Here is a 20,871-nt window from a genome sequence, read left to right on the forward strand (position 1 = left end):
TCGTGCCGAGCGACCGGGGTGACCTCGATGCCGTGACGCGTGCCGTGCGGCTCGCGGTGGACGTCGGGTCCGTGCGCGTCGGGGTCGCGACGAGCGACCCCGACGGCACGCTCGCGACCCCGGTCGCGACGCTCGCGCGTGCCGCCGGCAAGCCCGCCTCGACGGCCGCGGACGTCGCCGCGATCGCGCAGGAGGCGCGCGAACGGGGTGCCGATGTCGTGTACGTCGGGCTCCCGCGGCACCTCTCCGGCGCCGAGGGGTCGTCGGCGGGCCTCGCGCGCGCGTACGCTGTCGCACTGGCGCACGCGGTCGGCCCTGTCCAGGTCCGGCTCGTGGATGAGCGGATGAGCACGGTGACCGCACATCACGCGCTTCAGGCGGCCGGCCGATCCGGACGCCGCCACCGGCAGGTCGTCGACCAGGCGGCCGCGGTGGTGATCCTGCAGCACGCGCTGGACACGGAGAGATCCACGGGCCGTCGGCCCGGGGAACGGGTCGAGGTGGACCCCGGCCGATCCGCAACGGCGCGCCGGGGGGTTGTGGGCGACGGCACGACGACTGTGGAGTGACGCGCAGGTGAGCAACCAGACGGAGTGGTGGGCCCCGGTGAAGTCGGACGAGAGCGTGACGCAGCTGTTCGGCGGTGAGCGGTCGGCCGGTGCGCCCGGTGCGCCCGAGCCGCGTCGACGCTCGCGCGCGTCCGGCCGCAAGCGCGAGGAGCGCCTGCGCAAGCAGCGGCGCCGCCGCACGATCTCCGTGCTGGTGGTCGCGCTGATCCTCGTCGCCGGCGCCGGCTACGTCGTCTACTCGCTCATGGGCGGGTCGCTGTTCGGCGGCTCCGCGCAGTCCAAGGAGGTCACGGACTACCCGGGGCCCGGCCGGCCGGGTGCGCCGACGGTCGTCATCAACGCCGGCGACTCCGGTGCAGCCATCGCCACGACGCTGTACTCCGCCGGCATCGTGGCGTCCGAGGGGGCGTTCCGCGAGGCGTTCGACAACAACCCGGACGCCGCAGGGATCCAGCCCGGGTCGTACCAGCTGCTGCTGGAGATGAAGGCCGAGGACGCGGTACGCGCCCTGCTCGACCCGAAGAGCCGGGTCTCGATGAAGGTGACGATCCCCGAGGGGTTCTCCGCCGAGGACATCTACACCCGCATCAACAAGGTCACGCTCATCCCGGTCGAGGAGCTGCGCGCCGCGGCCGAGGGCGACCCCGCCGCGATCGGCCTGCCGGCCGAGGCCGGTGGCAAGATCGAGGGCTGGTTGTTCCCGTCGACGTACCAGGTCGAGCCGAACACGTCCGCCGCGGCCGTGCTCGCGCCGATGGTCGCCAAGACTGTCGAGACGCTCACCGCCAAGGGTGTCCCGCAGGACCAGTGGCAGGCCGTCCTGACGAAGGCGTCGCTCGTGGAGCGCGAGGCCAAGATGCACGAGGACCGGCCGATCATGGCCCGCGCCATCGAGAACCGTCTGGACCGCGGCATGACGCTCGACATCGACGCGTCCGTCGCCTACGGGCTGGGCATCTCCGGCACGCAGCTCACGCGGGAGAACACCCAGGACCCGTCCAACCCGTACAACACCTACAAGCACCTGGGTCTGCCGCCGACGCCGATCGCCTCCCCGGGGGCCGTGTCGATCGACGCCGTGCTGAGCCCCGCGCCCGGCAACTGGGTGTTCTGGGTCGCGATCGACCTCGAGACCGGTGAGACCCGGTTCGCCGAGACGTACGACGAGCACCAGGAGAACGTCGCGCTGCTGCGCCAGTGGCAGGCGGAGCACTCCGGGTGACGACCGCCGCACGTCGCGCCGCGGTGCTGGGGCACCCCGTGGCGCACTCGCTGTCGCCCGTGCTGCACCGCGCCGCGTACACCGCGCTGGGGCTCGACGGCTGGCGCTACGACGCCGTCGACGTGACGCAGGACGCGCTGCCCGCGCTGCTCGCGGACCTCGACGACACGTGGGCGGGGCTCAGCCTCACCATGCCGCTGAAGCAGACCGTGATCCCGCTGCTCGACCACGTCGAGCCGCTCGCGGAGGTCGTGGGCGCCGTCAACACGGTGCTGCCGCAGGGCTCCGGTGCCGGGTGCATGCTCACGGGGGCCAACACCGACGTGCACGGGATCGTCGCGGCGCTGGGGGAGGCCGGGGTCACCGGGGGAGTGTCCTCGGCGGCCGTCGTCGGGGCGGGCGCCACCGCGTCCTCCACCCTGGCCGCGTTGGCCCAGCTCGGCTGCCCCACGCCGCGCGTGTACGTCCGGTCCCAGGCCCGCGCCGGGGCCCTGTTGCGTGCTGCGCACCGCATGGGCGTCGAGCCCCGGCTGTGCCGGTTGGACGACGCGGCGGGGGAGGTCGGGCGCCGCGACGTGGTCGTGAGCACGCTGCCCGCGCACGCGGCCGACCCGCTCGCGGCGGCGTTGCCCGGGTCCGTCCGCGGTGCGCTGCTCGACGTCTGCTACGACCCGCGCCCCACGGCGCTGTCCGCGGCGTGGGCCGCGCGCGGCGGGCGCGTGGTGGGCGGGGAGCGGATGCTGCTGCACCAGGCGGCGGAGCAGGTGCGGCTCATGACCGGGCGCACGGCGCCGCTGGCGGCGATGGACGCCGCGCTGACGGGCGCGCTCGCACCCGTCGGCTGACGTCACCCGCACGCGCGACCCACGGGCGTGCTCCGCGGCACGGGTGGCCCGTGGGGCTTCAGACGTGCCGACGCGCTGCCGATGCCGTCCGAGGGGTCCACCGGGGCCCCCGGACGAGGAGGCGTGCGCGTGAAGCAGCTCGGGGAGATCCTGCTGACCCAGGGCCTGGTGACGGAGGCGCAGCTGCTGGCCGCGCTGGACGAGCAGACCGCGATGGGCACGTCCCTGGGACGCACGCTCGTCGAGCTGGGCATCCTCACCGAGGCCCAGCTGGTCCAGGCGCTGGCCGCGCAGGTCGGGATGGAGTTCGTCGACCTGGACGAGTACCCGGTGGACCGCAACGCGGTCGCGCTGGTGTCCGAGAGCGTCTGCCGGCGTCACGCCGTGCTGCCCGTCGCCCTGCGTGGTGGCGCCCTGGTGCTCGCGACCGCCGACCCCGGCAACGTCGTCGCGGTCGACGACGTGCGGACACTGTCCGGCCTGCACGTGGTTCCCGTCGTTGCGACCTACGACAATGTCCTGCGCGCGATCGACCGGTTCTGCCGTGCCGACGGCGAGATGGAGCACCTCTCGTCGGCGTTCGTCGAGGAGGCAGCCGAGCCGGAGACCGACGTCAGCCGCATCGGCGACGTGGTCGACGACGACGCGCCGATCGTCCGCTACGTCAACCTCCTGGTGACGCAGGCCATCACCGACCGCGCGTCCGACATCCACATCGAGCCCAGCGAGCACGACCTGCGGGTGCGGTACCGGATCGACGGTGTCCTGCACGAGACGCAGCGCTCGCCCAAGAACATCACCGGCGGCGTCGTCAGCCGCGTGAAGATCATGAGCGACATCGACATCGCGGAGAAGCGCAAGCCGCAGGACGGGCGCATGTCCGTCACCCACAACGGGCGCAAGATCGACCTGCGCGTGGCGACACTGCCGACGGTGTGGGGCGAGAAGATCGTCATGCGCATCCTCGACAACTCCACCGCGAGCCTCGACCTGCGCGACCTGTCGTTCCTCGAGCACAACTACGAGACGTACCGCGAGTCGTACACGAAGCCCTACGGGATGATCCTCGTGACCGGACCCACGGGGTCGGGCAAGTCCACGACGCTCTACGCGACGCTGAACGCGGTGTCGAAGCCCGAGATCAACGTCATCACGGTCGAGGACCCGGTCGAGTACCGGCTCCCGGGCATCAACCAGGTGCAGGTCAATCCCAAGGCCGGTCTGACGTTCGCCGCCGCCCTGCGCTCGATCCTCCGGTCCGACCCCGACGTGGTGCTGCTCGGTGAGATCCGCGACCACGAGACCGCGCAGATCGCCATCGAGGCGTCGTTGACGGGCCACCTCGTGCTCTCGACGTTGCACACGAACGACGCCCCGTCGGCCGTGACACGCCTGACGGAGATGGGCATCGAGCCGTTCCTGGTCGGATCGGCCCTCGACTGCGTGGTCGCGCAGCGGCTCGCGCGCCGGCTGTGCACGAAGTGCAAGGAACCGTACGAACCGACGCCCGTCGAGCTCGAGGCCGCGCAGTTCCCGTGGGTGCCGGGGGAGCCGTTGCCCCAGCTGTACCGGCCGACCGGGTGCTCAGCGTGCTCGCGCACCGGGTACAAGGGGCGGCTGGCGCTGCACGAGGTGATGCGGGTCACCGAGGACATCGAGCGCCACGCCGTCGCCCACTCGTCATCGGCCGACATCGGCGCTACGGCCGTCAAGCAGGGGATGCGCCGGCTGCGCGAGGACGGGTGGTACAAGGTCGCCGACGGCCTGACGTCGATCGAGGAGATCCTGCGCGTCGTCGCGTGACGTGCGTCTGCGACGCACGAGAACTCAAGTCACGCGGTGCCCGGGCCGATGGTGTTGGCGGGCCCGCATGGCGTGCGGGCGCCGGTGCGTGAACCCCCTGGGAGGCAGACGACGTGAGTGAGAACTACAGGGTGCCGTCCTGGGAGCCGACGCGGCCGTTGCCTCCGTACCGACCGGCGGGGCCGCAGCCCGACGCGCCCGCGGCCCTACCCGGCGCGACGTACCAGCCGGTGCCGTCGCAGAGTCAGACGTATCAGCCGGTGCCGTCGCAGAGCCACGTGGTACCCGCCGCGCCCGCGGTTCAGGGGTATCCCGGCGTGCCGGCCGGGAGCGTCCCGCCCCCGGACCACCAGCACCCACCGGCCTCCGGCATGCGTCTGCCGACACCGGTGGGTGTACCGGGTGCGGGCGGTCCGCCGGCAGGGGCCGGTCCGGCGCGCGCGGCCGCGACCACGGGACCAAGCCGGACGGGCGCCTCCCCGGGGCGGGAGGACGGTGACGTCCACATCGACGAGGTGCTGCGCGAGATGCACCGTCTGGGTGCGTCCGACGTGCACTTCACGACCGGTGCGCCTCCCATGGTCCGGATCTCCGGCGCGCTGCGACCCCTCGACCAGTTCGGCACCCTGACGCCTGAGCCCCTTCGTCGCAGCCTGTACTCGTTCCTCACGCAGAAGCAGCGGGAGAAGTACGAGGCGAACCTCGAGCTCGACATCTCCTACGCGGTGCGGGGACTGGCACGGTTCCGCGTCAACCTGTACCAGCAGCGGGAGTCGATCGGTGCTGCCTTCCGCGTGATCCCCTACGAGATCAAGCCGCTGGAGGAATTGGGCGTGCCGACCTCGGTTGGGTCGTTCGCCGGGCTGCCCCGTGGTCTGGTCCTGGTCACCGGCCCGACCGGATCCGGAAAGTCGACGACTCTCGCGTCGATCATCGACCTCGCCAACCGGACACGTGAAGACCACATCATGACGGTTGAGGACCCCATCGAGTTCCTGCACCGGCACAAGAAGTGCATCGTCAACCAGCGCGAGGTCGGCGCCGACACGCACTCCTTCGCGAACGCGCTCAAGCACGTGCTGCGCCAGGACCCCGACATCATCCTGGTCGGCGAGATGCGCGACCTCGAGACCATCTCGGTCGCGCTCACCGCCGCTGAGACCGGCCACCTCGTGTTCGCCACGCTGCACACCCAGGACGCCGCGCAGACGATCGACCGCATCATCGACGTCTTCCCCTCGGGTCAGCAGGCGCAGATCCGGACACAGCTGGCCTCGGCGATCCAGGGTGTTGTGTGCCAGACGCTCGCCAAGAAGGCGAACGGTACCGGCCGTGTCGTGGCCACTGAGGTGATGCTCGCGACACCGGCCATCCGCAACCTCGTCCGCGAGGGCAAGACGCACCAGATCTACTCCGCGATGCAGGCCGGCGCCGACAGCGGGATGCACACGATGGACCAGAACCTGGCGGAGCTGGTCAAGCGCGGCAAGATCACCTACGAGGTCGGCCTGGACAAGGCCCATCACATCGAGGACTTCAACAAGCTCGTCGGACGCACGTCGCGTGTGCGTCAGGGTGCCGCGACCACGCAGGGGGGTGCCTTCGGTGGCGTCCAGGGTTCGGGCCCCGCCACGATCGCATCCCTCGGGGGGTACTGATGGCCGTCATGCGCACGTACGAGTACGAGCTCTCGGACCGTACGGGGAAAGTCGTCAAGGGGCGGATCGACGCGCAGAACGAGGAGGCGGTCGCCAACCGGCTCCGTTCCATGGGAATGGCTCCCATTGCGATCACGGAGATCTCGAACAGCGGTCTGCAGGCCGAGATCAAGCTTCCCGGGTTCGGCGACTCCGTGAAGCTCAAGGACCTGGCGATCATGGCGCGGCAGCTCGCCACGATGATCAGCGCAGGACTCTCCTTGCTACGGGCCCTAACGATCCTCTCCGAACAGACGGACAGCAAGCCGCTCGCGAAGGCGCTCACGACCGTGCGCAGCGACGTCGAGACCGGAGGATCGCTGTCAGATTCGCTCACCAAGCACCGCGAGATCTTCCCCCCGCTGATGATCAACATGATCCGGGCCGGCGAGATCGGCGGGTTCCTCGAGGACGCGCTCACGTCCGTGGCGGAGAACTACGAGTCTGAGGTAAAGCTCCGGGCACAGATCAAGTCCGCCATGACGTATCCCGTGATGGTGCTGATCATGGCGTTGCTCGCCGTCGTCGGGATGCTGTTGTTCATCGTGCCGATCTTTGAGCAGATGTTCACCGACCTGGGCGGAGCCCTGCCAGCGCCCACGCAGTTCCTCGTGTTTCTCTCGGGCGTCATGAAGTGGCTCGCGCCGGTCCTGGTCGTGGTCGGCGTGGCATTCGGCGTCTGGTGGCGGAAGCACAAGAACGACGACGCCATCCGGTCGAAGGTGCAGCCGCTGACCCTGCGCGTCCCGGTGTTCGGCGACCTGTTCAAGAAGATCGCGATCGCTCGCTTCACGCGGAACTTCGGCACCATGCTGGGCGCTGGCGTCCCGATCCTCCAAGCACTCGACATCGTCGGGCAGACCAGCGGTAACTACGTCATCGAGTTGGCGGTCAAAGACATCCAGCAGAGCGTGCGCCAGGGACAGTCACTGTCGGTTCCCTTGGCGCAGCACGCCGTGTTCCCACCGATGGTCGTGCAGATGATCGCCACCGGTGAGGACTCGGGTTCGCTCGAGCACATGCTCAAGAAGGTCGCGGTCTTCTACGACGAGGAGGTGACGGCAACCACCGAGCAGCTCACCTCACTCATCGAGCCGCTGATGATCGCCTTCCTGGGCGTCATCGTGGGATCCATGATCGTCGCGCTGTACATGCCCATCTTCTCCATCTTCGAGCTTGTGGAGTGAGGCGTACGCCACATGGACGCGGCCGTCCGGGTGAAACCTGCGGCTCCGCTCAAGCGGTCCCTCCGTCCGCCCGATGACCGGGATGCAGCACTACCGAACCGCCGGCCACCGGCCGGCGACTGAATCCCGACATCGAAAGCAGGGCAGCAGCATGATGGCTCGTGTCCGCAAGGCCATGAACGAGCGTGAGGCCGACAAGGGCTTCACCCTGATCGAGCTCCTCGTCGTGATCATCATCATCGGCATTCTCGCCGCGATCGCGATCCCGGCGTTCCTCAACCAGCGCACCCGGGGCTGGGAGGCGCAGGTGGAGTCCGACCTGAAGAACGCGGCGCTCGCCGCCGAGACGTACGCCGTCAGCAACAACGGTTCGTACGCGGGCCTGACCAACGCCGCCAAGAGCGCCGCCGGAACGTCGATCTACGACAACGGCTACAACAAGACCGACCGCGTCACGGTGTCCGTGGTCAGCCCGACGGCGACGTCGTTCACGCTCACGGCGACGCACACCGACCTCGGTACGGACAAGGTCTGGACGTACAGCAGCGACTCGGGCGTCATCACTGGTCCCGACGCCGACGCGGGTGGCGCGGACGACTGACGCTCTACGCCGCGTCCCAGGGGTGCAGAGCATCACCACGGTGATGCTCTGCACCCTTGCGTCACACCCGCCCCGGCCGGCAGCCGGGACCGTAGGCCCGCGAGCACCCGGAGGAATGCCGTGCACACCTGGTGGCACCGCCTGCGGCGCGTCCGCGCCGGTGATGACGGCATCAGCCTGGCCGAGGTACTCGTTGCCATGTTCTTGTTCGCTCTGGTGAGCACGGGCCTCGCCTACTCGCTCATCAGCGTCCTGCACGTGTCCCGCGATGCGCGTGTGCGCGCCATCGCAGCGAATCTTGCAGCCGAGGAGATCGACCTCGCTCGTGATACGCCTGACATCTTCGCGCTGCTCGACGACGACCGTGATGTCGAGGTCGGCACCGACACGTTTCATGTCGAGCGTCGAACCCAGTGGGTCAGCGACCCGGACGATGACTTCTCCTGCGGGTCCACGGGCAGCGCTGGCGCGCTGCGGTACAAGCGCATCAACGTGTCGGTCACCTGGCAGGGCATGCGGGCGGGCGCCCGCCCGGTGCGCAGCGACACGGTCTTGAACCCCGACGAGCACATCAACGATCCGGACAAGGGCACCATCCTCGTGTCCGTCATCCGTGCCGACGGCCAGGGCAACGAGGGTGTGACCGTCGAGGCGAGCCCCAGCGCTGGAAGCGTGGTCAACCCCACCGACGCCCAGGGCTGCACCTACGTGCTGCGGGTGCCACCGAAGACCTACACCGTGTCGGTGTCGCGCAGCGGACACGTGAGCGACGGGCAGCTGGCGGAGCCGAGCCAGTCCGTTGTCGTGAAGAAGGGCGAGACGGCGTCGATCGGTTTCCAGCTCGACGAGGGCGCCACCTACGTCACGCACTTGGCACCGCATGCGGCTGGACCGGTGGCCATGCCAACGTCAGGCTCGCTCAAGATCACCTTCCTGAGCACCTACGGGCGGGTCGCCCCGACCGCGACGTCCACCGCGGACCCTCGCCGTCCCTCGTTCCGCCTGCACCCCTTCACATCCGGCTACCACGCGCTCGCCGGCCAGTGCGACGCGGCGGACCCCACGTTGTGGGCGCCGGCGACAGTCGGCGGGGTCGAACATCGGGGATTCCTCGGCGACGCCGTCGCGGCATTACCCGGCGCGACCGCGACCTTCCCGCTCCCCATGGGCGTCGTCGAGGTGACCAGTGTCGGCAACACCAACCGATACGTGCGCGCGGTGGCGGTCCCGTCACCCGGCAGCGGATCCCCGGGCTGCGCGAGCGGTGAGACGCTCACCTACGGCTCGGTGATCCCTGCGACCAACGGGCAGAAGGTCGCGATCGCGCTGCCGTACGGCACCTGGCGGCTCTACTTCGGCTCCTCTGTGAACGCCGTGACGGACCTCCCGGAGGGCCGTGTCACCATCCCCTCGCCCAATGTCGCGGGCACCGTCACAAAGGCCGCGACGGGTGGCGGTGTGACCGTGACCGTCGACCCCCGGCAGCCGGAGGTGACGCCGTGAGGCGCCCCCACCTCGACGACCGCGGGGTGACCCTGCCCGAGCTCCTGGTCACGATGCTGCTGATGTCGATCGTGTCGCTCCTCATCGTCGGCATGGTCTCGGGCTTCAGCTCGACCTTCTCGCGGGAGAGGGCGGCCACGGACTCGACGACGGTGGCCTCGACCGGGATGAAGGAGCTCACGCGCGTTGTCCGCGCTACCACGGAGCTGAGGCCAACGGGGGCGTCGACCAACGTGCCAGCGTTCGTCGACGCCCGTGCCAACTCGATCAAGGTGTACGCCTATATCGACACGGACGCCGCCCAGCCGCGCCCGGTGCTGGTGCAGTTCTCCATCGATGCGCAGCGCCGGCTGATCGAGACTCGCTGGCAGACCTCGTCGACCGCGAGCCCGTGGGCCTTCCCTCCCGCGTCTGCCCCGACGTCTGTGCGCCCGATCGCCCGGGCGGTCCCGGTCGGAGCGCCCCCGCTCTTCCAGTACCTGGACAAAGAGAACAAGCCCATGGCGGTGCCCGCCGGCGGGTTCACCGACGACCAGAAGCGCCTCATCGCAGCGGTCCGTATCACGCTGACGGTGCAGGCCGACAGCACAGGTCGCGCCGCGGAGGTCACCATGCAGAACGCCGTGGGGATCCCGAACCGCGACCTCGACCGAGTGAGGCTCCCGTGAACTTGTCGCACCTGCTCCGCACCCCCGTCGAGGAGCGCGAACGGGGCGCCGCGCTCGTCCTCGTCCTGGGTGTCACGGTGCTGCTGTCCGGACTCGTGGTCGCGGCGATCGCCTACGCGACGGGCGCAGCGCGGCAGTCGCAGCGCGACCAGGGCTGGAGCGCCGCCCTCGCCGCCGCGTACGCGGGCGTCGAGGAGTACGAGAGCAGGCTCGCGGCGGATCTCACGTACTACTCGTACGGCAACCCCGCGGCACCGTTCAGCGCGGGCAGCCCCGTCCAGATGCCGCCGGTAGGCGCGGACAACCCTGCCTTCGCGCTGGGTGCGGGCGGACCGTGGGCAACAGTCGCCGGCAGCGACGGCACGGCGCAGTTCCGCTACGAGGTTGACAGCTCGAAGTTCCTCTCCGACGGCATCCTGCGGGTGCGTTCGACCGGACGCTCAGGTGGCCAGACCCGCTCGATCGTCGCCGACCTCAGGCAGCGCGGGTTCATCGACTTCCTCTACTTCACCGACTTCGAGGTCTCGGACCCGCAGGCGAAGAGCCCGACCAGCACCCTGAACTGCGCCTTCTACTACTACGAGGGCACGCGGCCCAGCTCGTGCGGCGAGATCTTCTTCGGTGGTCAGGACAAGATCTACGGTCCGGTCCACTCCAACGACGCCATCCACACGAACGGGAAGGCGGAGTTCCACGGGAAGGTCACGACCGCGTACGACGCCCCCGGCAGCGACAGGAACTACGTGCGCCAGAGCTCGACGACTGCGCCATGGTTCGAGAACGGCACGACCGACCCGCAGAACGTCTCGAAGATCGGTATGCCGGCGACGAACGCGGAGCTGCGGAAAGAGACCCTGCCCGACATCCCGACCAAGGTCCCCAATCCCGGTTGCCTCTACACCGGTCCGACGAAGATCACTCTCCACGCCAACGGCAAGATGACGGTCGTCTCGCCATGGACGAAGCACACGAACCCGAACGAGGCGGGCGCGGCGGGGACAGCGAACCCTGAGTGCGGGACGCCGGGGTCCGGCGGGCTGGCCAAGCGCGACGGATCTGGGGTGTACGTGGGTCAGACGCTTGACGTCCCGCAGAACCACATCGTGTATGTGCAGAATGTGCCGAACGTTGCCGGGAACGTCAACACCCACACCGGTAGTCGCCCGCCGCACCCCTCCAGCGGCGCAGCCAATTGCGCCAGCGAAAGCAACTCGATAGGGTTCCCGCGGAAGACCGGGAGTACCTCGACCACAGAGAAGCCGCCGTTCTCGGCCGCCTACGGCTGTCGTGCGGGGGATCTGTTCGTCGAGGGAACGTTGAAGGGGCGTGCGACCTTCGCGGCGGAGAACTACGTCTACGTCACGGGAGACGTGGAGTACACCGACTCGAGCCCGGACGGGGACATGCTCGGGCTCGTCGGCAACAATGCCGTCTGGGTGTGGAACCCCGTCAACTCTTCGGGGACCGCCCTGCTCGGGAAGGACCGCCAGATCGACGCGGCGATCTTGTCCGTCGCCCACACTTTCATGGTGCAGAACTATGACGAGGGCGGGAAGCGCGGCACCCTGACGGTGAACGGTGCGATCGCCCAACGCTTCCGGGGACCGGTTGGTACCAGCAGCGGAGGATCCCTCAACAACGGCTACGCCAAGAACTACCGGTACGACACACGCTTCCGGCAGACGGCCCCACCGAAGTTCCTCTCGCCCGTGACCACGACCTATGGTGTCAACGTGTGGGTCGAGGTGGAGCCGGCGTTCGCAGCCGACGGCACCTCGTTGGATGACGCGTGACCGCGCTCCTCGGCCTCGCGGGCCTGGTAGGCCTCGCGGTCGGGTCCTTCCTCAACGTCGTCATCTGGCGTGTTCCCCGTGGTGAGTCCGTCGTCCGACCTCCGAGCTCCTGTCCGCGCTGTGGGCACCGGATCCGGCCGCGGGACAACGTCCCAGTCGTCGGCTGGCTGGTGCTGCGTGGCCGGTGCCGTGACTGCGGTGAGTCGATCTCACAACGCTATCCGCTTGTCGAGCTGGCGACCGCGCTGCTGTTCGTCGGCGCGACGGCGTGGGCCCTGCGGCGCGACGACGCACCCTGGTTCGTCCCCGCAGTCCTGTACCTGGTCGCGATCGCAGTCGCGCTGACGCTCATCGACCTCGACGTCCACCGGCTTCCGAATGCCATCGTGCTGCCCTCCTATCTCGTCGTGTCGGGGCTCCTGTTGGTGGCGGCGGCTGGGACGAGCGACTGGCCCGCCCTTGGGCGGGCAGCTGTCGGCGGCGGGGCGCTATGGGCCTTCTACCTCCTCTTAGCGCTCGTGAACCCGCGGGGCATGGGCTTCGGGGACGTGAAGCTTGCAGGTGTCCTCGGGCTGTGCCTGGGCTGGGTCGGCTGGGGAGCGCTCGTCGTCGGCGCCTTCGCCGCGTTCCTGTGCGGCGGGCTGTACGCGCTGGTGCTCCTCGCGCTGGGTCGCGCCGGCCGCGGCTCCGGGATCCCGTTCGGCCCCTGGATGTTCGTCGGGTGCGCGATCGGGCTCGTGACGGGCGAGACCCTCTGGGCCGCGTACCTGGACGCCACGCTGCTCGCCTAGCGACCCGGGCGGCGTCTCCGGTTGCATCCGGTCGCGTGCACGCTCGCCAGACGACTCAAGGCCGGCCGCTCTAGACCCGATAGAGCAGTGGTCGTCGCGCCGCACGAAGGGATGTCACGTGACCAAGACACGTGTGATCGGTCTGGACATCGGGACCACGCATGTCCGCGCTGCCGAGCTGGAGTTCGGGAACGGAGGACCGTCGCTGACCGCGCGGCCCCGCCTGGTTCGGCTCGGCGTCGCGCAGCTTCCCCCGGGGGCGGTCCGGGAGGGCGAGGTGGTCGAACGCCAGACGGTGGGCAGCGCGATCAAGCGACTCTGGACCGAGCAGAAGTTCAGCCACAAGAACGTCGTGCTGGGAATCGGTAACCAGCGCGTCGTCGTGCGTGACCTCGACCTTCCGGCCATGCCGATCGCACAGGTGCGATCGTCGCTGCCGTTCCAGGTGGCGGATCTGATCCCGGTGGCGGTCGACGATGCCATCCTCGACTACCTGCCCACCGGCGTCCGGCAGTCCGAGGGTGGTGACGTCATGCAGGGTCTGCTGGTCGCGGCGACCAAGGACACGGTGACCGCGAACACGGCGGCCGTCGAGGTCGCCGGGCTCCGGCCGGTCATTGTCGACCTCAGCGCCTTTGCGCTCTCGCGTGCCATGGCACGGGGCGAGGCACTGGAGCACACGGTGGCGGTCGTCGACGTCGGTGCGCGGGTCACGACGGTGGCGGTCGTGGCGCGCGGTGTGCCGAGGATGATCCGCATGCTGCCGTCGGGAGGCCAGGACGTCACGGAGGCAGTAGCCGCGGCCCTGCAGATCCCGCTCGACCAGGCGGAGATCGCGAAGCGCGGAATCGGCGTGGGATTTGCGACCGCACCGGAGCACGAGCGGGCGGCCGAACAGATCACGACCGTCGTGTCGGCGCTCATCGAGGCGATCCGCAACACCATGGTGTACTACGCGAGCAGCCATCCGGGCGCCGGCGTAGAGCACGTCATGCTGACGGGCGGTGGTTCACAGCTGCCCGGTCTGGGCCAGTACCTCTCGACCGCGACGCGGCTGCCGGTGAGCGCCGGACAGCCCTTGGACAACCTCGACGTCGAACGCCACGCCGCCTCGCCTCGGCTCGTCGAGGAGCAGTACACGCTCGCGATCGCGCTCGGTCTCGCGATGGGAGCGGCCGCATGAGCACGATCCTGACTCGGCAGCGCTCGCCCAAGCGGGTGCCCGCGACGGGGGTCCCGGCGCTGCCGCAGGTTAACCTCCTGCCCCCGGAAATCGTCGGCAAGCACCGGTTGCGTAGGCTCAAGCGCCGTCTGGTGTTCGTGGTTGCGGCCGTGGTCGCCTTCGCCGCCGTTGGTTACGGTACGTCGATCGTGTCCCTGACCGAAGCCCGAGCGGAGCAGAGCCGCGCTGAGGCGGAGACGACGCGTCTGCTTCAGCAGCAGGCCAAGTACTCGGAGGTCCCGCAGGTGCTCGGCGCGCTCGAGCGTGCGACGAGTGCGCGCCTCCTGGGCATGTCCACCGAGGCGCTGTGGGCACCGTACCTGCGTGCGATCGGCGCGGTGATGCCCGAGGGCGTGGGTCTCACGGGCTTTGCGATGGACGGTGCGACGCCCATGCTGGCGCCGGCACCGCCGGTCAGCCCGCTCGACGAGCCAGCCGTTGCCACGATCACGTTCGAGGCGAAGGCGCCAACGCTCGTCGACACCGCTGCGTGGATCGACGCCCTCAACGCCATCCCCGGTTTCCACGGCGCGTGGGTGAGCAGTGCGTCGCTCGAGGAGTTCGACGGCCAGCCGGTGTACGGATACACGAGCCGCGTTCTGGTCTCGGACCAGGCGTACGCCAACCGCTTCGCCCCGGAGGGCTGAGATGAATGCGAAGTCGACACAGTGGGTCGGGGGCACGGTGGTGCTTTCGGTCCTGATCGCTGCCCTGGCGTGGTTCCTGGCCATCTCACCGACGCTGACGGCTGCGGCCGCCGCGCGGACCGAGGCCGGTGCGGCAGAGGATCGCAACGTTCAGCTCCAGGCCCAGCTCGACCGGCTCGTCGAGCAGGCAGCGGGGCTCGATGCGACGAAGGCGGAGCTCGCGGGCATCGGGCGTCAGATCCCGAGTGAGGCTCAGCTTGCTGAATACGTGCGCGCCCTCCAGTCGACCGCCGAGGAGACCGGTGTCACCGTGGTGACGCTCGACGCTGCGCTCCCGGAGACCATCGCGCCCGCGGCGTTGCCGGAGCAGGTCGCCCCGTCCGAGGGCGAGGCCGGGGAGGCCACCGAGCCGCCGGCTGCGGAAGGGACAGAGGGAACCACCGGGGCATCGGTGGCGGTAGGACCCGTGGAGGGTTTCGCGGGCGTCTCCTTGACCATCACGGCTGTCGGCCCGGTGTCGAACGTGTTTGCCTTCATCGAGCGTGTGCAGACTGGGAACGAGCGACTCTTCCTCGTCACCAAGTACACCGCCAAGGGACTGCAGGCGGCGGAGGCCGCAAATGGTCGACCCGCTGTTGGCCAAGGCGACGTCGAGCTGGTGCTCACGGGCTTCGTCTACGTGCTGAGCGCCACCGCTGGCGCGTCCTCGGGCGCCGAGCCGACCGAGTCGCCTGAGCTCGCGCCGCTGCCCGCCGGCAAGGAGCCCCGCATCGCGGTCGAGTCGTCGGAGGGTGTCGTCAGCTGACGCCCCTGCGGCCGTTCGTGGCCCGCGCGACACGCGTCGCGCGGGCCACCGTCGCGTCCGAGCGTCCGAGCGTCCGAGAGTTCGGCATGCCGGACACCGCGACGTGGCTGGCGGACCACGTGAAAGGATCCCCTCATGCTCCGATGGTTGACGTCCGGTGAGTCGCACGGTCCCGCGCTCGTCGGCATCCTCGACGGTCTGCCTGCCGGCGTGCAGGTGCAGACCTCCGACGTCCAGGCCGCGCTCGCGCGGCGTCGTCTCGGGTACGGGCGCGGTGCGCGCATGAAGTTCGAGCAGGACGCGGTGCGTCTGCTGGGCGGCGTGCGGCACGGCCTGACGCAGGGCGGTCCGGTCGCGATCGAGGTCGCCAACTCCGAGTGGCCCAAGTGGGCCGACGTGATGTCGGCCGACCCGGTGCCGCCGGAGGCGCTGACGGTCGACGCCGGGACCGGTGACGCGCGGGAGATCGCCCGGAACCGCCCGCTGACGCGTCCTCGCCCGGGTCACGCCGACCTGGTCGGCATGCGGAAGTACGGCTTCGACGACGCGCGCCCGGTCCTGGAGCGCGCGTCGGCCCGCGAGACGGCCACGCGCGTCGCGCTGGGCACGGTCGCCGCGGCGTTCCTCGAGCAGGTCGCCGGGGTGCGGCTGGTGTCGCACGTCGTGGCGATCGGCCCGGTCGCGGTCCCCGAGGACGCACCGGCCCCGACGCCGGACGACGTCGCGACGCTCGACGCCGACCCGGTGCGGTGCTTCGACCCGGCCACCAGCGCGGCGATGGTGGCCGAGATCGACCAGTGCCACAAGGACGGCGACACGCTCGGTGGCGTCGTCGAGGTGCTGGTCCACGGGCTGCCGTCGGGCATCGGCACGTACGTGCAGGCCGACGGCCGCCTCGACGCGCGGCTCGCGGCCGCGCTCATGGGGATCCAGGCGATCAAGGGCGTCGAGGTCGGCGACGGGTTCCGCACGGCCACCCGCCGCGGCTCGCAGGCGCACGACGAGATCGAGCGCGACGCCTCGGGTCGGATCGTGCGACGCACCAACCGCGCCGGTGGCATCGAGGGCGGCATGTCGAACGGCGAGGTCGTGCGCGTGCGCGCGGCGATGAAGCCGATCTCGACGGTGCCGCGCGCCCTGGCGACGGTCGACACCGCGACGGGGGAGCCGGTCACGGCGCACCACCAGCGGTCCGACGTGTGCGCGGTCCCGCCGGCGGCCGTCGTGGCCGAGGCGATGGTCGCGCTCGTCGTGGCGCAGACGCTGCTGGAGAAGACCGGTGGCGACAGCGTCGCCGAGGTCCGCCGCAACCTCGAGGCCTACCTCGACGCGGTCCCTGAGCTGCTGAGCTGACCGGGGGAGCGAGCCGCGCGGTCCCGCACCGCGCGGCTCCCTGCCCGTCCGCTGGACGGCGCGGGGCGCCGCCACCCGCGCGACTAGGCTGCCGCCCGTGCCCTCTGCAACCCCCACCCCCGGTCCCCGCCTCGTGCTGGTCGGCCCCCCGGGCGCCGGCAAGTCGACCGTCGCTGCCGCGCTGGCCCGGCGCTGGCAGCTGGCGGTCCGCGACACCGACACGGACGTCGAGACGCTCGCGGGCAAGTCCGTCGCCGACGTGTTCGTCGAGGACGGTGAGCCGCACTTCCGCGAGCTGGAGCGCGCCGCGGTGGCGACGGCCCTGGCGGAGCACGACGGCGTCCTGGCGCTCGGCGGCGGGGCGGTGCTGCACGACGGCACCCGCGCGGCGCTGCGGGACTACCGCGACGCCGGCGGTGTGGTCGTCTTCCTCGACGTGAGCCTGGCGCACGCCGCGCCGCGCGTCGGGCTCAACCAGTCGCGCCCGCTGCTCGTCGGCAGCCCGCGCGCGCAGTGGCAGGCGCTCATGGACGCCCGGCGTCCGGTCTACGAGGAGGTCGCGACGGTGCGGGTGTCGACGGACGGGCGCACGCCCGCCGAGGTGGCGGTGGCGGTCGAGGACGCGCTGGGCGCACCGTCGGCCACGGGGTCCGACGCGTGAGCGGCGGCGAGGCCGTCGTCACGGTCGCGGGGGAACAGCCCTACGACGTCGTCATCGGCCGGCACCTGCTGGGCCACCTGCCGGCGATGCTCGGCGAGGGTGTGCGCCGCGTGCTCGTCGTGCACCCGGCCGCGCTGGCGACGTCCGCGGAGACGGTGCGCGAGGACCTGGTCGCCGCGGGGTACGAGGTGTACCTGGCGCAGGTGCCGGACGCCGAGGAGCAGAAGACCGCGCAGGTCGCGGCGTTCTGCTGGGGCGTGCTGGGGCAGGCGGACTTCACCCGCACCGACGCCGTCGTGGGCCTGGGCGGGGGAGCGACGACCGACCTCGCCGGGTTCGTCGCGGCCACCTGGCTGCGCGGCGTGCGCGTCGTGCAGGTGCCCACCACGGTGCTGGGCATGGTCGACGCCGCCGTGGGCGGTAAGACCGGCATCAACACCGCCGAGGGCAAGAACCTCGTCGGCGCGTTCCACCCGCCGGCCGGTGTGCTGTGCGACCTGGCCGCCGTGGAGTCGATGTCCCCGTACGACTTCGTCGCCGGGCTCGCGGAGATCGTCAAGTGCGGGTTCATCGACGACCCGCGGATCCTCGAGCTCGTCGAGGAGAACACCGCGCTGCTGCGCGACCCGGTCGCGGCCGCGTCGTCGCCGGTGCTGGCCGAGCTGGTCGAGCGCGCCGTGCGCACCAAGGCCCGCGTCGTGGGGCAGGACCTGCGCGAGGCCGGGCTGCGCGAGATCCTCAACTACGGGCACACGTTCGGGCACGCCGTCGAGCACGTCGAGCGGTACCGCTGGCGGCACGGGGCCGCGGTGTCCGTGGGCATGGTGTTCGTCGCGGAGCTCGCGCGTCTGGCCGGCCGCCTCGACGACGACGTCGTCGCACGGCACCGCAGCGTCCTGACGGCGCTCGGTCTGCCGACCGGGTACCGGGGCGACCGGTGGGACCAGCTGCTCGCCGCGATGCGGCGGGACAAGAAGACGCGCGGGGACCTGCTGCGGTTCGTCGTGCTGGACGGCCTGGCCCGGCCCGCACGCCTGGAGGGCCCGGACCCGACGCTGCTGGCCGCCGCGTACGCGGAGATCGCGACCGAGCCGGAGCGGGGCACCGGCATCCTGCTCTGACCCTTGTGACGGCTCCTACAACATCCAGACCTTGTGGTGTGCCGAACAAGGTGGCAGTCTTGTGCCATGTTCGTCCTCACCATCGACCAGCGGGGCAGTCGCACCGGCACCGACCGCGTCCCGGAGCTGCTGGCCGACCTCGCCGACGTCCCCGTGGTCCGCGGGTTCGAGCGCACGGTCGGTGACGAGGTCCAGGGCGTGCTCGACGACCCGGACGTCGTCGTCGACACCGCGCTGCGCGTGCTCCGGGACGGTGGGTGGAGCGTGGGCATCGGTGCCGGCGCCGTCGACGAGCCGCTGCCGGCCTCACCACGTGAGGGCGCCGGTCCCGCGTTCGTGCTGGCGCGCGAGGCGGTCGAGGCGGCCAAGAGCCGGCAGCGGCCCGTCCCGCTGGCGGTGCGCGGTGCGGACCCGCAGGCCGCCGCCGACGCCGACGGCGTCCTCGTGCTCCTCGGCGCCGTGACCGTCCGACGCACCCCGGCCGGCTGGGCGGCGGTCGACGCACTGCGCGCCCGTGGCGCCACCGCTCGCGACGACGCCCCCGCGCAGGACGTCGTCGCGACGGCGCTCGGGGTCACCCAGCAGGCCGTGAGCCAACGCCTGCGGACCGCGCTGTGGGCCGAGGAGGTCGCCGTGCGCCCGGCTGCGGCGCGCCTGTTGACGCGCGCGGCCGGGTGACGTCAGGGTCGGTCCCGTGCACCCCGCCCTCGTGGCCGGCATCTGGGCCGGCGCCCTGCTCGTGTCCGCCCTCGGCGGCTGGCTCGTCACCCGCGTGGTGCTGCGCCTCGCGTCGCGCTCCCGGGACGCCGGCCGGCGCCGCGGCTCCCACGGCCCGGTGCTGCTCGAGCCCCTGCGGGTCAGCGACGGCCCGAACGGGGAGGGCGCGCAGATCGTCCTGCGCGGCGGGACGTGGATCGGCGTCCTGGAGCGGCTCGCCGTGACCGGCAGCCTGCTGGCGGGGGTCCCCGAGGGGGTCGCGGTCGTGGTCGCCGTCAAGGGCCTGGGCCGTTACCCCGAGCTGCGGGAGAACCCCGGCGCCTCGGAGCGCTTCGTCATCGGCACCCTCGCCTCGCTGCTGTGGTCGGCGGTCTGCGGGCTGGCGGCCGTGCGCCTGCTGCTCACCTGACGCCCCGCCGGATCGGGGCCCCCGTGGGTGCACCCCCGGCGCGGGCGCTAGGATGGTCGACGGCCTGCGGCCGGTCCGTGCACCTGGTGCACCGGTCCGGCCGGGCGAAGCGAGCCGGACACGGTGGGGTGACCCGCCCGTCGGCTCCGTGGCCGGCAGCCGTCCCGCGGGGCGCTGTGCTCCGGACGCGCCGCACGGCGCGCACCACCACCGACCGGGAGAACGACGCTCGTGGCGACCACCAACGACCTGAAGAACGGCATCGTGCTGCGGATCGACGGCCAGCTGTGGACCGTCGTGGAGTTCCAGCACGTCAAGCCCGGCAAGGGTGGCGCGTTCGTGCGCACCAAGCTGAAGAACGTGCTGTCGGGCAAGGTCGTCGACAAGACCTTCAACGCCGGCATCAAGGTCGAGACGGCGAACGTCGACAAGCGCGACATGCAGTACCTGTACAAGGACGGCGACGACTTCGTGTTCATGGACACGGACACGTACGACCAGCTCCACGTGCCGGCCGCCACCGTCGGCGACGCCGCGAACTTCATGCTCGAGTCGCAGACCGCGCTGGTCGCGACCAACGAGGGTGTCCCGCTGTACGTCGAGCTGCCGCCGTCCGTGGTGCTCGAGGTCACGTACACCGAGCCCGGCCTGCAGGGCGACCGCTCGTCGGCCGGCACCAAGCCCGCCACGCTCGAGACCGGCTACGAGATCCAGGTGCCGCTGTTCCTCGAGGCCAACACCAAGGTCAAGGTCGACACCCGCGACGGGTCGTACCTCGGCCGCGTGAACGACTGACGTGGGCGCCCGGACCAAGGCGCGCAAGCGCGCGCTGGACGTGCTGTTCGAGGCGGAGCAGCGGGACCTGCCCGTCGCGGAGCTCCTGTCGCGCCGCGTCGTGGAGCCGGGTGCCGAGACGTCGCTGCCGCAGTACTCCGTCGACATCGTCGAGGGCGTCCTGGCGCACGCCGAGCGCATCGACGAGCTGCTGGCGACGCACGCGCACGGCTGGACGGTGGCCCGCATGCCGGCGGTCGACCGCGCGCTGCTGCGCATCGGCACCTGGGAGGTCCTCTGGAACGACGACGTCCCGGACGCCGTCGCGGTCGACGAGGCCGTCTCCCTGGCGCGCGAGCTGTCGACCGACGACTCGCCGGCCTTCGTCAACGGCCTGCTCGGCCGCATCGTGGCGCTGAAGCCCACGCTGCTGGCCTGACCCGCCGGCGGCCCGCAGCGCCGCACGCTTCACCCGACGCCCGG

The 20,871-nt window shown here is 71.0% G+C and carries 21 protein-coding genes; all 21 read left to right on the plus strand.

What is annotated here, in order from left to right; genetic code table 11:
- Positions 1–2 precede the first annotated feature (2 nt).
- The 21 genes from ruvX (at position 3) to nusB (ending at position 20,827) form a co-directional block, all read left to right on the plus strand.
- Positions 3–569, plus strand: coding sequence for a Holliday junction resolvase RuvX (ruvX, locus tag BMZ16_RS07115; RefSeq protein ID WP_255366425.1), 567 nt, complete (start codon positions 3–5; stop codon positions 567–569).
- A gap of 7 nt (positions 570–576) precedes the next feature.
- On the plus strand, positions 577–1,791 hold the full coding sequence (gene mltG / locus BMZ16_RS07120) for an endolytic transglycosylase MltG (RefSeq protein WP_089798940.1): 1,215 nt from the start codon (positions 577–579) through the stop codon (positions 1,789–1,791).
- Complete coding sequence (locus BMZ16_RS07125; RefSeq protein WP_089798942.1) at positions 1,788–2,636, plus strand: shikimate dehydrogenase; 849 nt, start codon at positions 1,788–1,790, stop codon at positions 2,634–2,636. The genes mltG and BMZ16_RS07125 overlap by 4 nt, the downstream gene beginning before the upstream one ends.
- Positions 2,637–2,765: 129 nt before the next feature.
- Positions 2,766–4,439 (plus strand): GspE/PulE family protein, encoded by a 1,674-nt coding sequence (locus tag BMZ16_RS07130; protein ID WP_089799932.1) that lies wholly within the window; start codon positions 2,766–2,768, stop codon positions 4,437–4,439.
- Between the two features lie 371 nt (positions 4,440–4,810).
- Positions 4,811–6,097, plus strand: a complete 1,287-nt coding sequence (locus BMZ16_RS07135) for a type IV pilus twitching motility protein PilT (RefSeq protein WP_177199624.1) — start codon at positions 4,811–4,813, stop codon at positions 6,095–6,097.
- Positions 6,097–7,323, plus strand: coding sequence for a type II secretion system F family protein (locus tag BMZ16_RS07140; protein ID WP_089798947.1), 1,227 nt, complete (start codon positions 6,097–6,099; stop codon positions 7,321–7,323). Before BMZ16_RS07135 ends, BMZ16_RS07140 begins: the two co-directional genes overlap by 1 nt.
- 151 nt (positions 7,324–7,474) lie before the next feature.
- A complete protein-coding gene (locus tag BMZ16_RS20030; protein ID WP_089798949.1) occupies positions 7,475–7,924 on the plus strand; it encodes a type IV pilin protein in 450 nt (149 codons plus the stop codon).
- Positions 7,925–8,044: 120 nt separating this feature from the next.
- A complete protein-coding gene (locus BMZ16_RS19220; RefSeq protein WP_177199625.1) occupies positions 8,045–9,427 on the plus strand; it encodes a type II secretion system protein in 1,383 nt (460 codons plus the stop codon).
- Positions 9,428–9,453: 26 nt separating this feature from the next.
- The gene (locus BMZ16_RS07150; protein WP_177199626.1) at positions 9,454–10,095 is read left to right on the plus strand and encodes a PulJ/GspJ family protein; all 642 of its coding nucleotides are present in this window, start codon (positions 9,454–9,456) and stop codon (positions 10,093–10,095) included.
- Positions 10,092–11,888, plus strand: a complete 1,797-nt coding sequence (locus tag BMZ16_RS07155) for a hypothetical protein (RefSeq protein ID WP_255366426.1) — start codon at positions 10,092–10,094, stop codon at positions 11,886–11,888. Before BMZ16_RS07150 ends, BMZ16_RS07155 begins: the two co-directional genes overlap by 4 nt.
- Positions 11,885–12,679 (plus strand): prepilin peptidase, encoded by a 795-nt coding sequence (locus BMZ16_RS07160; protein ID WP_089798954.1) that lies wholly within the window; start codon positions 11,885–11,887, stop codon positions 12,677–12,679. Before BMZ16_RS07155 ends, BMZ16_RS07160 begins: the two co-directional genes overlap by 4 nt.
- A gap of 118 nt (positions 12,680–12,797) precedes the next feature.
- Positions 12,798–13,862: a type IV pilus assembly protein PilM gene (pilM, locus tag BMZ16_RS07165; protein ID WP_255366427.1), complete on the plus strand. Its 1,065-nt coding sequence runs from the start codon at positions 12,798–12,800 to the stop codon at positions 13,860–13,862.
- On the plus strand, positions 13,859–14,548 hold the full coding sequence (locus BMZ16_RS07170; RefSeq protein WP_143082771.1) for a fimbrial assembly protein: 690 nt from the start codon (positions 13,859–13,861) through the stop codon (positions 14,546–14,548). The genes pilM and BMZ16_RS07170 overlap by 4 nt, the downstream gene beginning before the upstream one ends.
- A 1-nt stretch (position 14,549) precedes the next feature.
- Positions 14,550–15,353 (plus strand): hypothetical protein, encoded by an 804-nt coding sequence (locus BMZ16_RS07175; RefSeq protein WP_089798960.1) that lies wholly within the window; start codon positions 14,550–14,552, stop codon positions 15,351–15,353.
- Between the two features lie 135 nt (positions 15,354–15,488).
- Positions 15,489–16,706, plus strand: coding sequence for a chorismate synthase (aroC, locus tag BMZ16_RS07180; RefSeq protein WP_089798961.1), 1,218 nt, complete (start codon positions 15,489–15,491; stop codon positions 16,704–16,706).
- 97 nt (positions 16,707–16,803) lie between these two features.
- Positions 16,804–17,367, plus strand: coding sequence for a shikimate kinase (locus BMZ16_RS07185; RefSeq protein WP_089798963.1), 564 nt, complete (start codon positions 16,804–16,806; stop codon positions 17,365–17,367).
- Positions 17,364–18,488: a 3-dehydroquinate synthase gene (gene aroB / locus BMZ16_RS07190; protein ID WP_089798965.1), complete on the plus strand. Its 1,125-nt coding sequence runs from the start codon at positions 17,364–17,366 to the stop codon at positions 18,486–18,488. The genes BMZ16_RS07185 and aroB overlap by 4 nt, the downstream gene beginning before the upstream one ends.
- 66 nt (positions 18,489–18,554) lie before the next feature.
- Positions 18,555–19,166: a hypothetical protein gene (locus tag BMZ16_RS07195; RefSeq protein ID WP_089798967.1), complete on the plus strand. Its 612-nt coding sequence runs from the start codon at positions 18,555–18,557 to the stop codon at positions 19,164–19,166.
- Between the two features lie 16 nt (positions 19,167–19,182).
- Positions 19,183–19,614: a hypothetical protein gene (locus tag BMZ16_RS07200; protein WP_089798969.1), complete on the plus strand. Its 432-nt coding sequence runs from the start codon at positions 19,183–19,185 to the stop codon at positions 19,612–19,614.
- Between the two features lie 231 nt (positions 19,615–19,845).
- Complete coding sequence (gene efp / locus BMZ16_RS07205; RefSeq protein WP_089798971.1) at positions 19,846–20,409, plus strand: elongation factor P; 564 nt, start codon at positions 19,846–19,848, stop codon at positions 20,407–20,409.
- Between the two features lies 1 nt (position 20,410).
- Positions 20,411–20,827, plus strand: coding sequence for a transcription antitermination factor NusB (gene nusB / locus BMZ16_RS07210; RefSeq protein WP_089798973.1), 417 nt, complete (start codon positions 20,411–20,413; stop codon positions 20,825–20,827).
- The last annotated feature ends 44 nt before the right edge of the window (positions 20,828–20,871 follow it).

Source organism: Cellulomonas sp. KH9 (assembly GCF_900114185.1).
Lineage (GTDB): Bacteria > Actinomycetota > Actinomycetes > Actinomycetales > Cellulomonadaceae > Cellulomonas.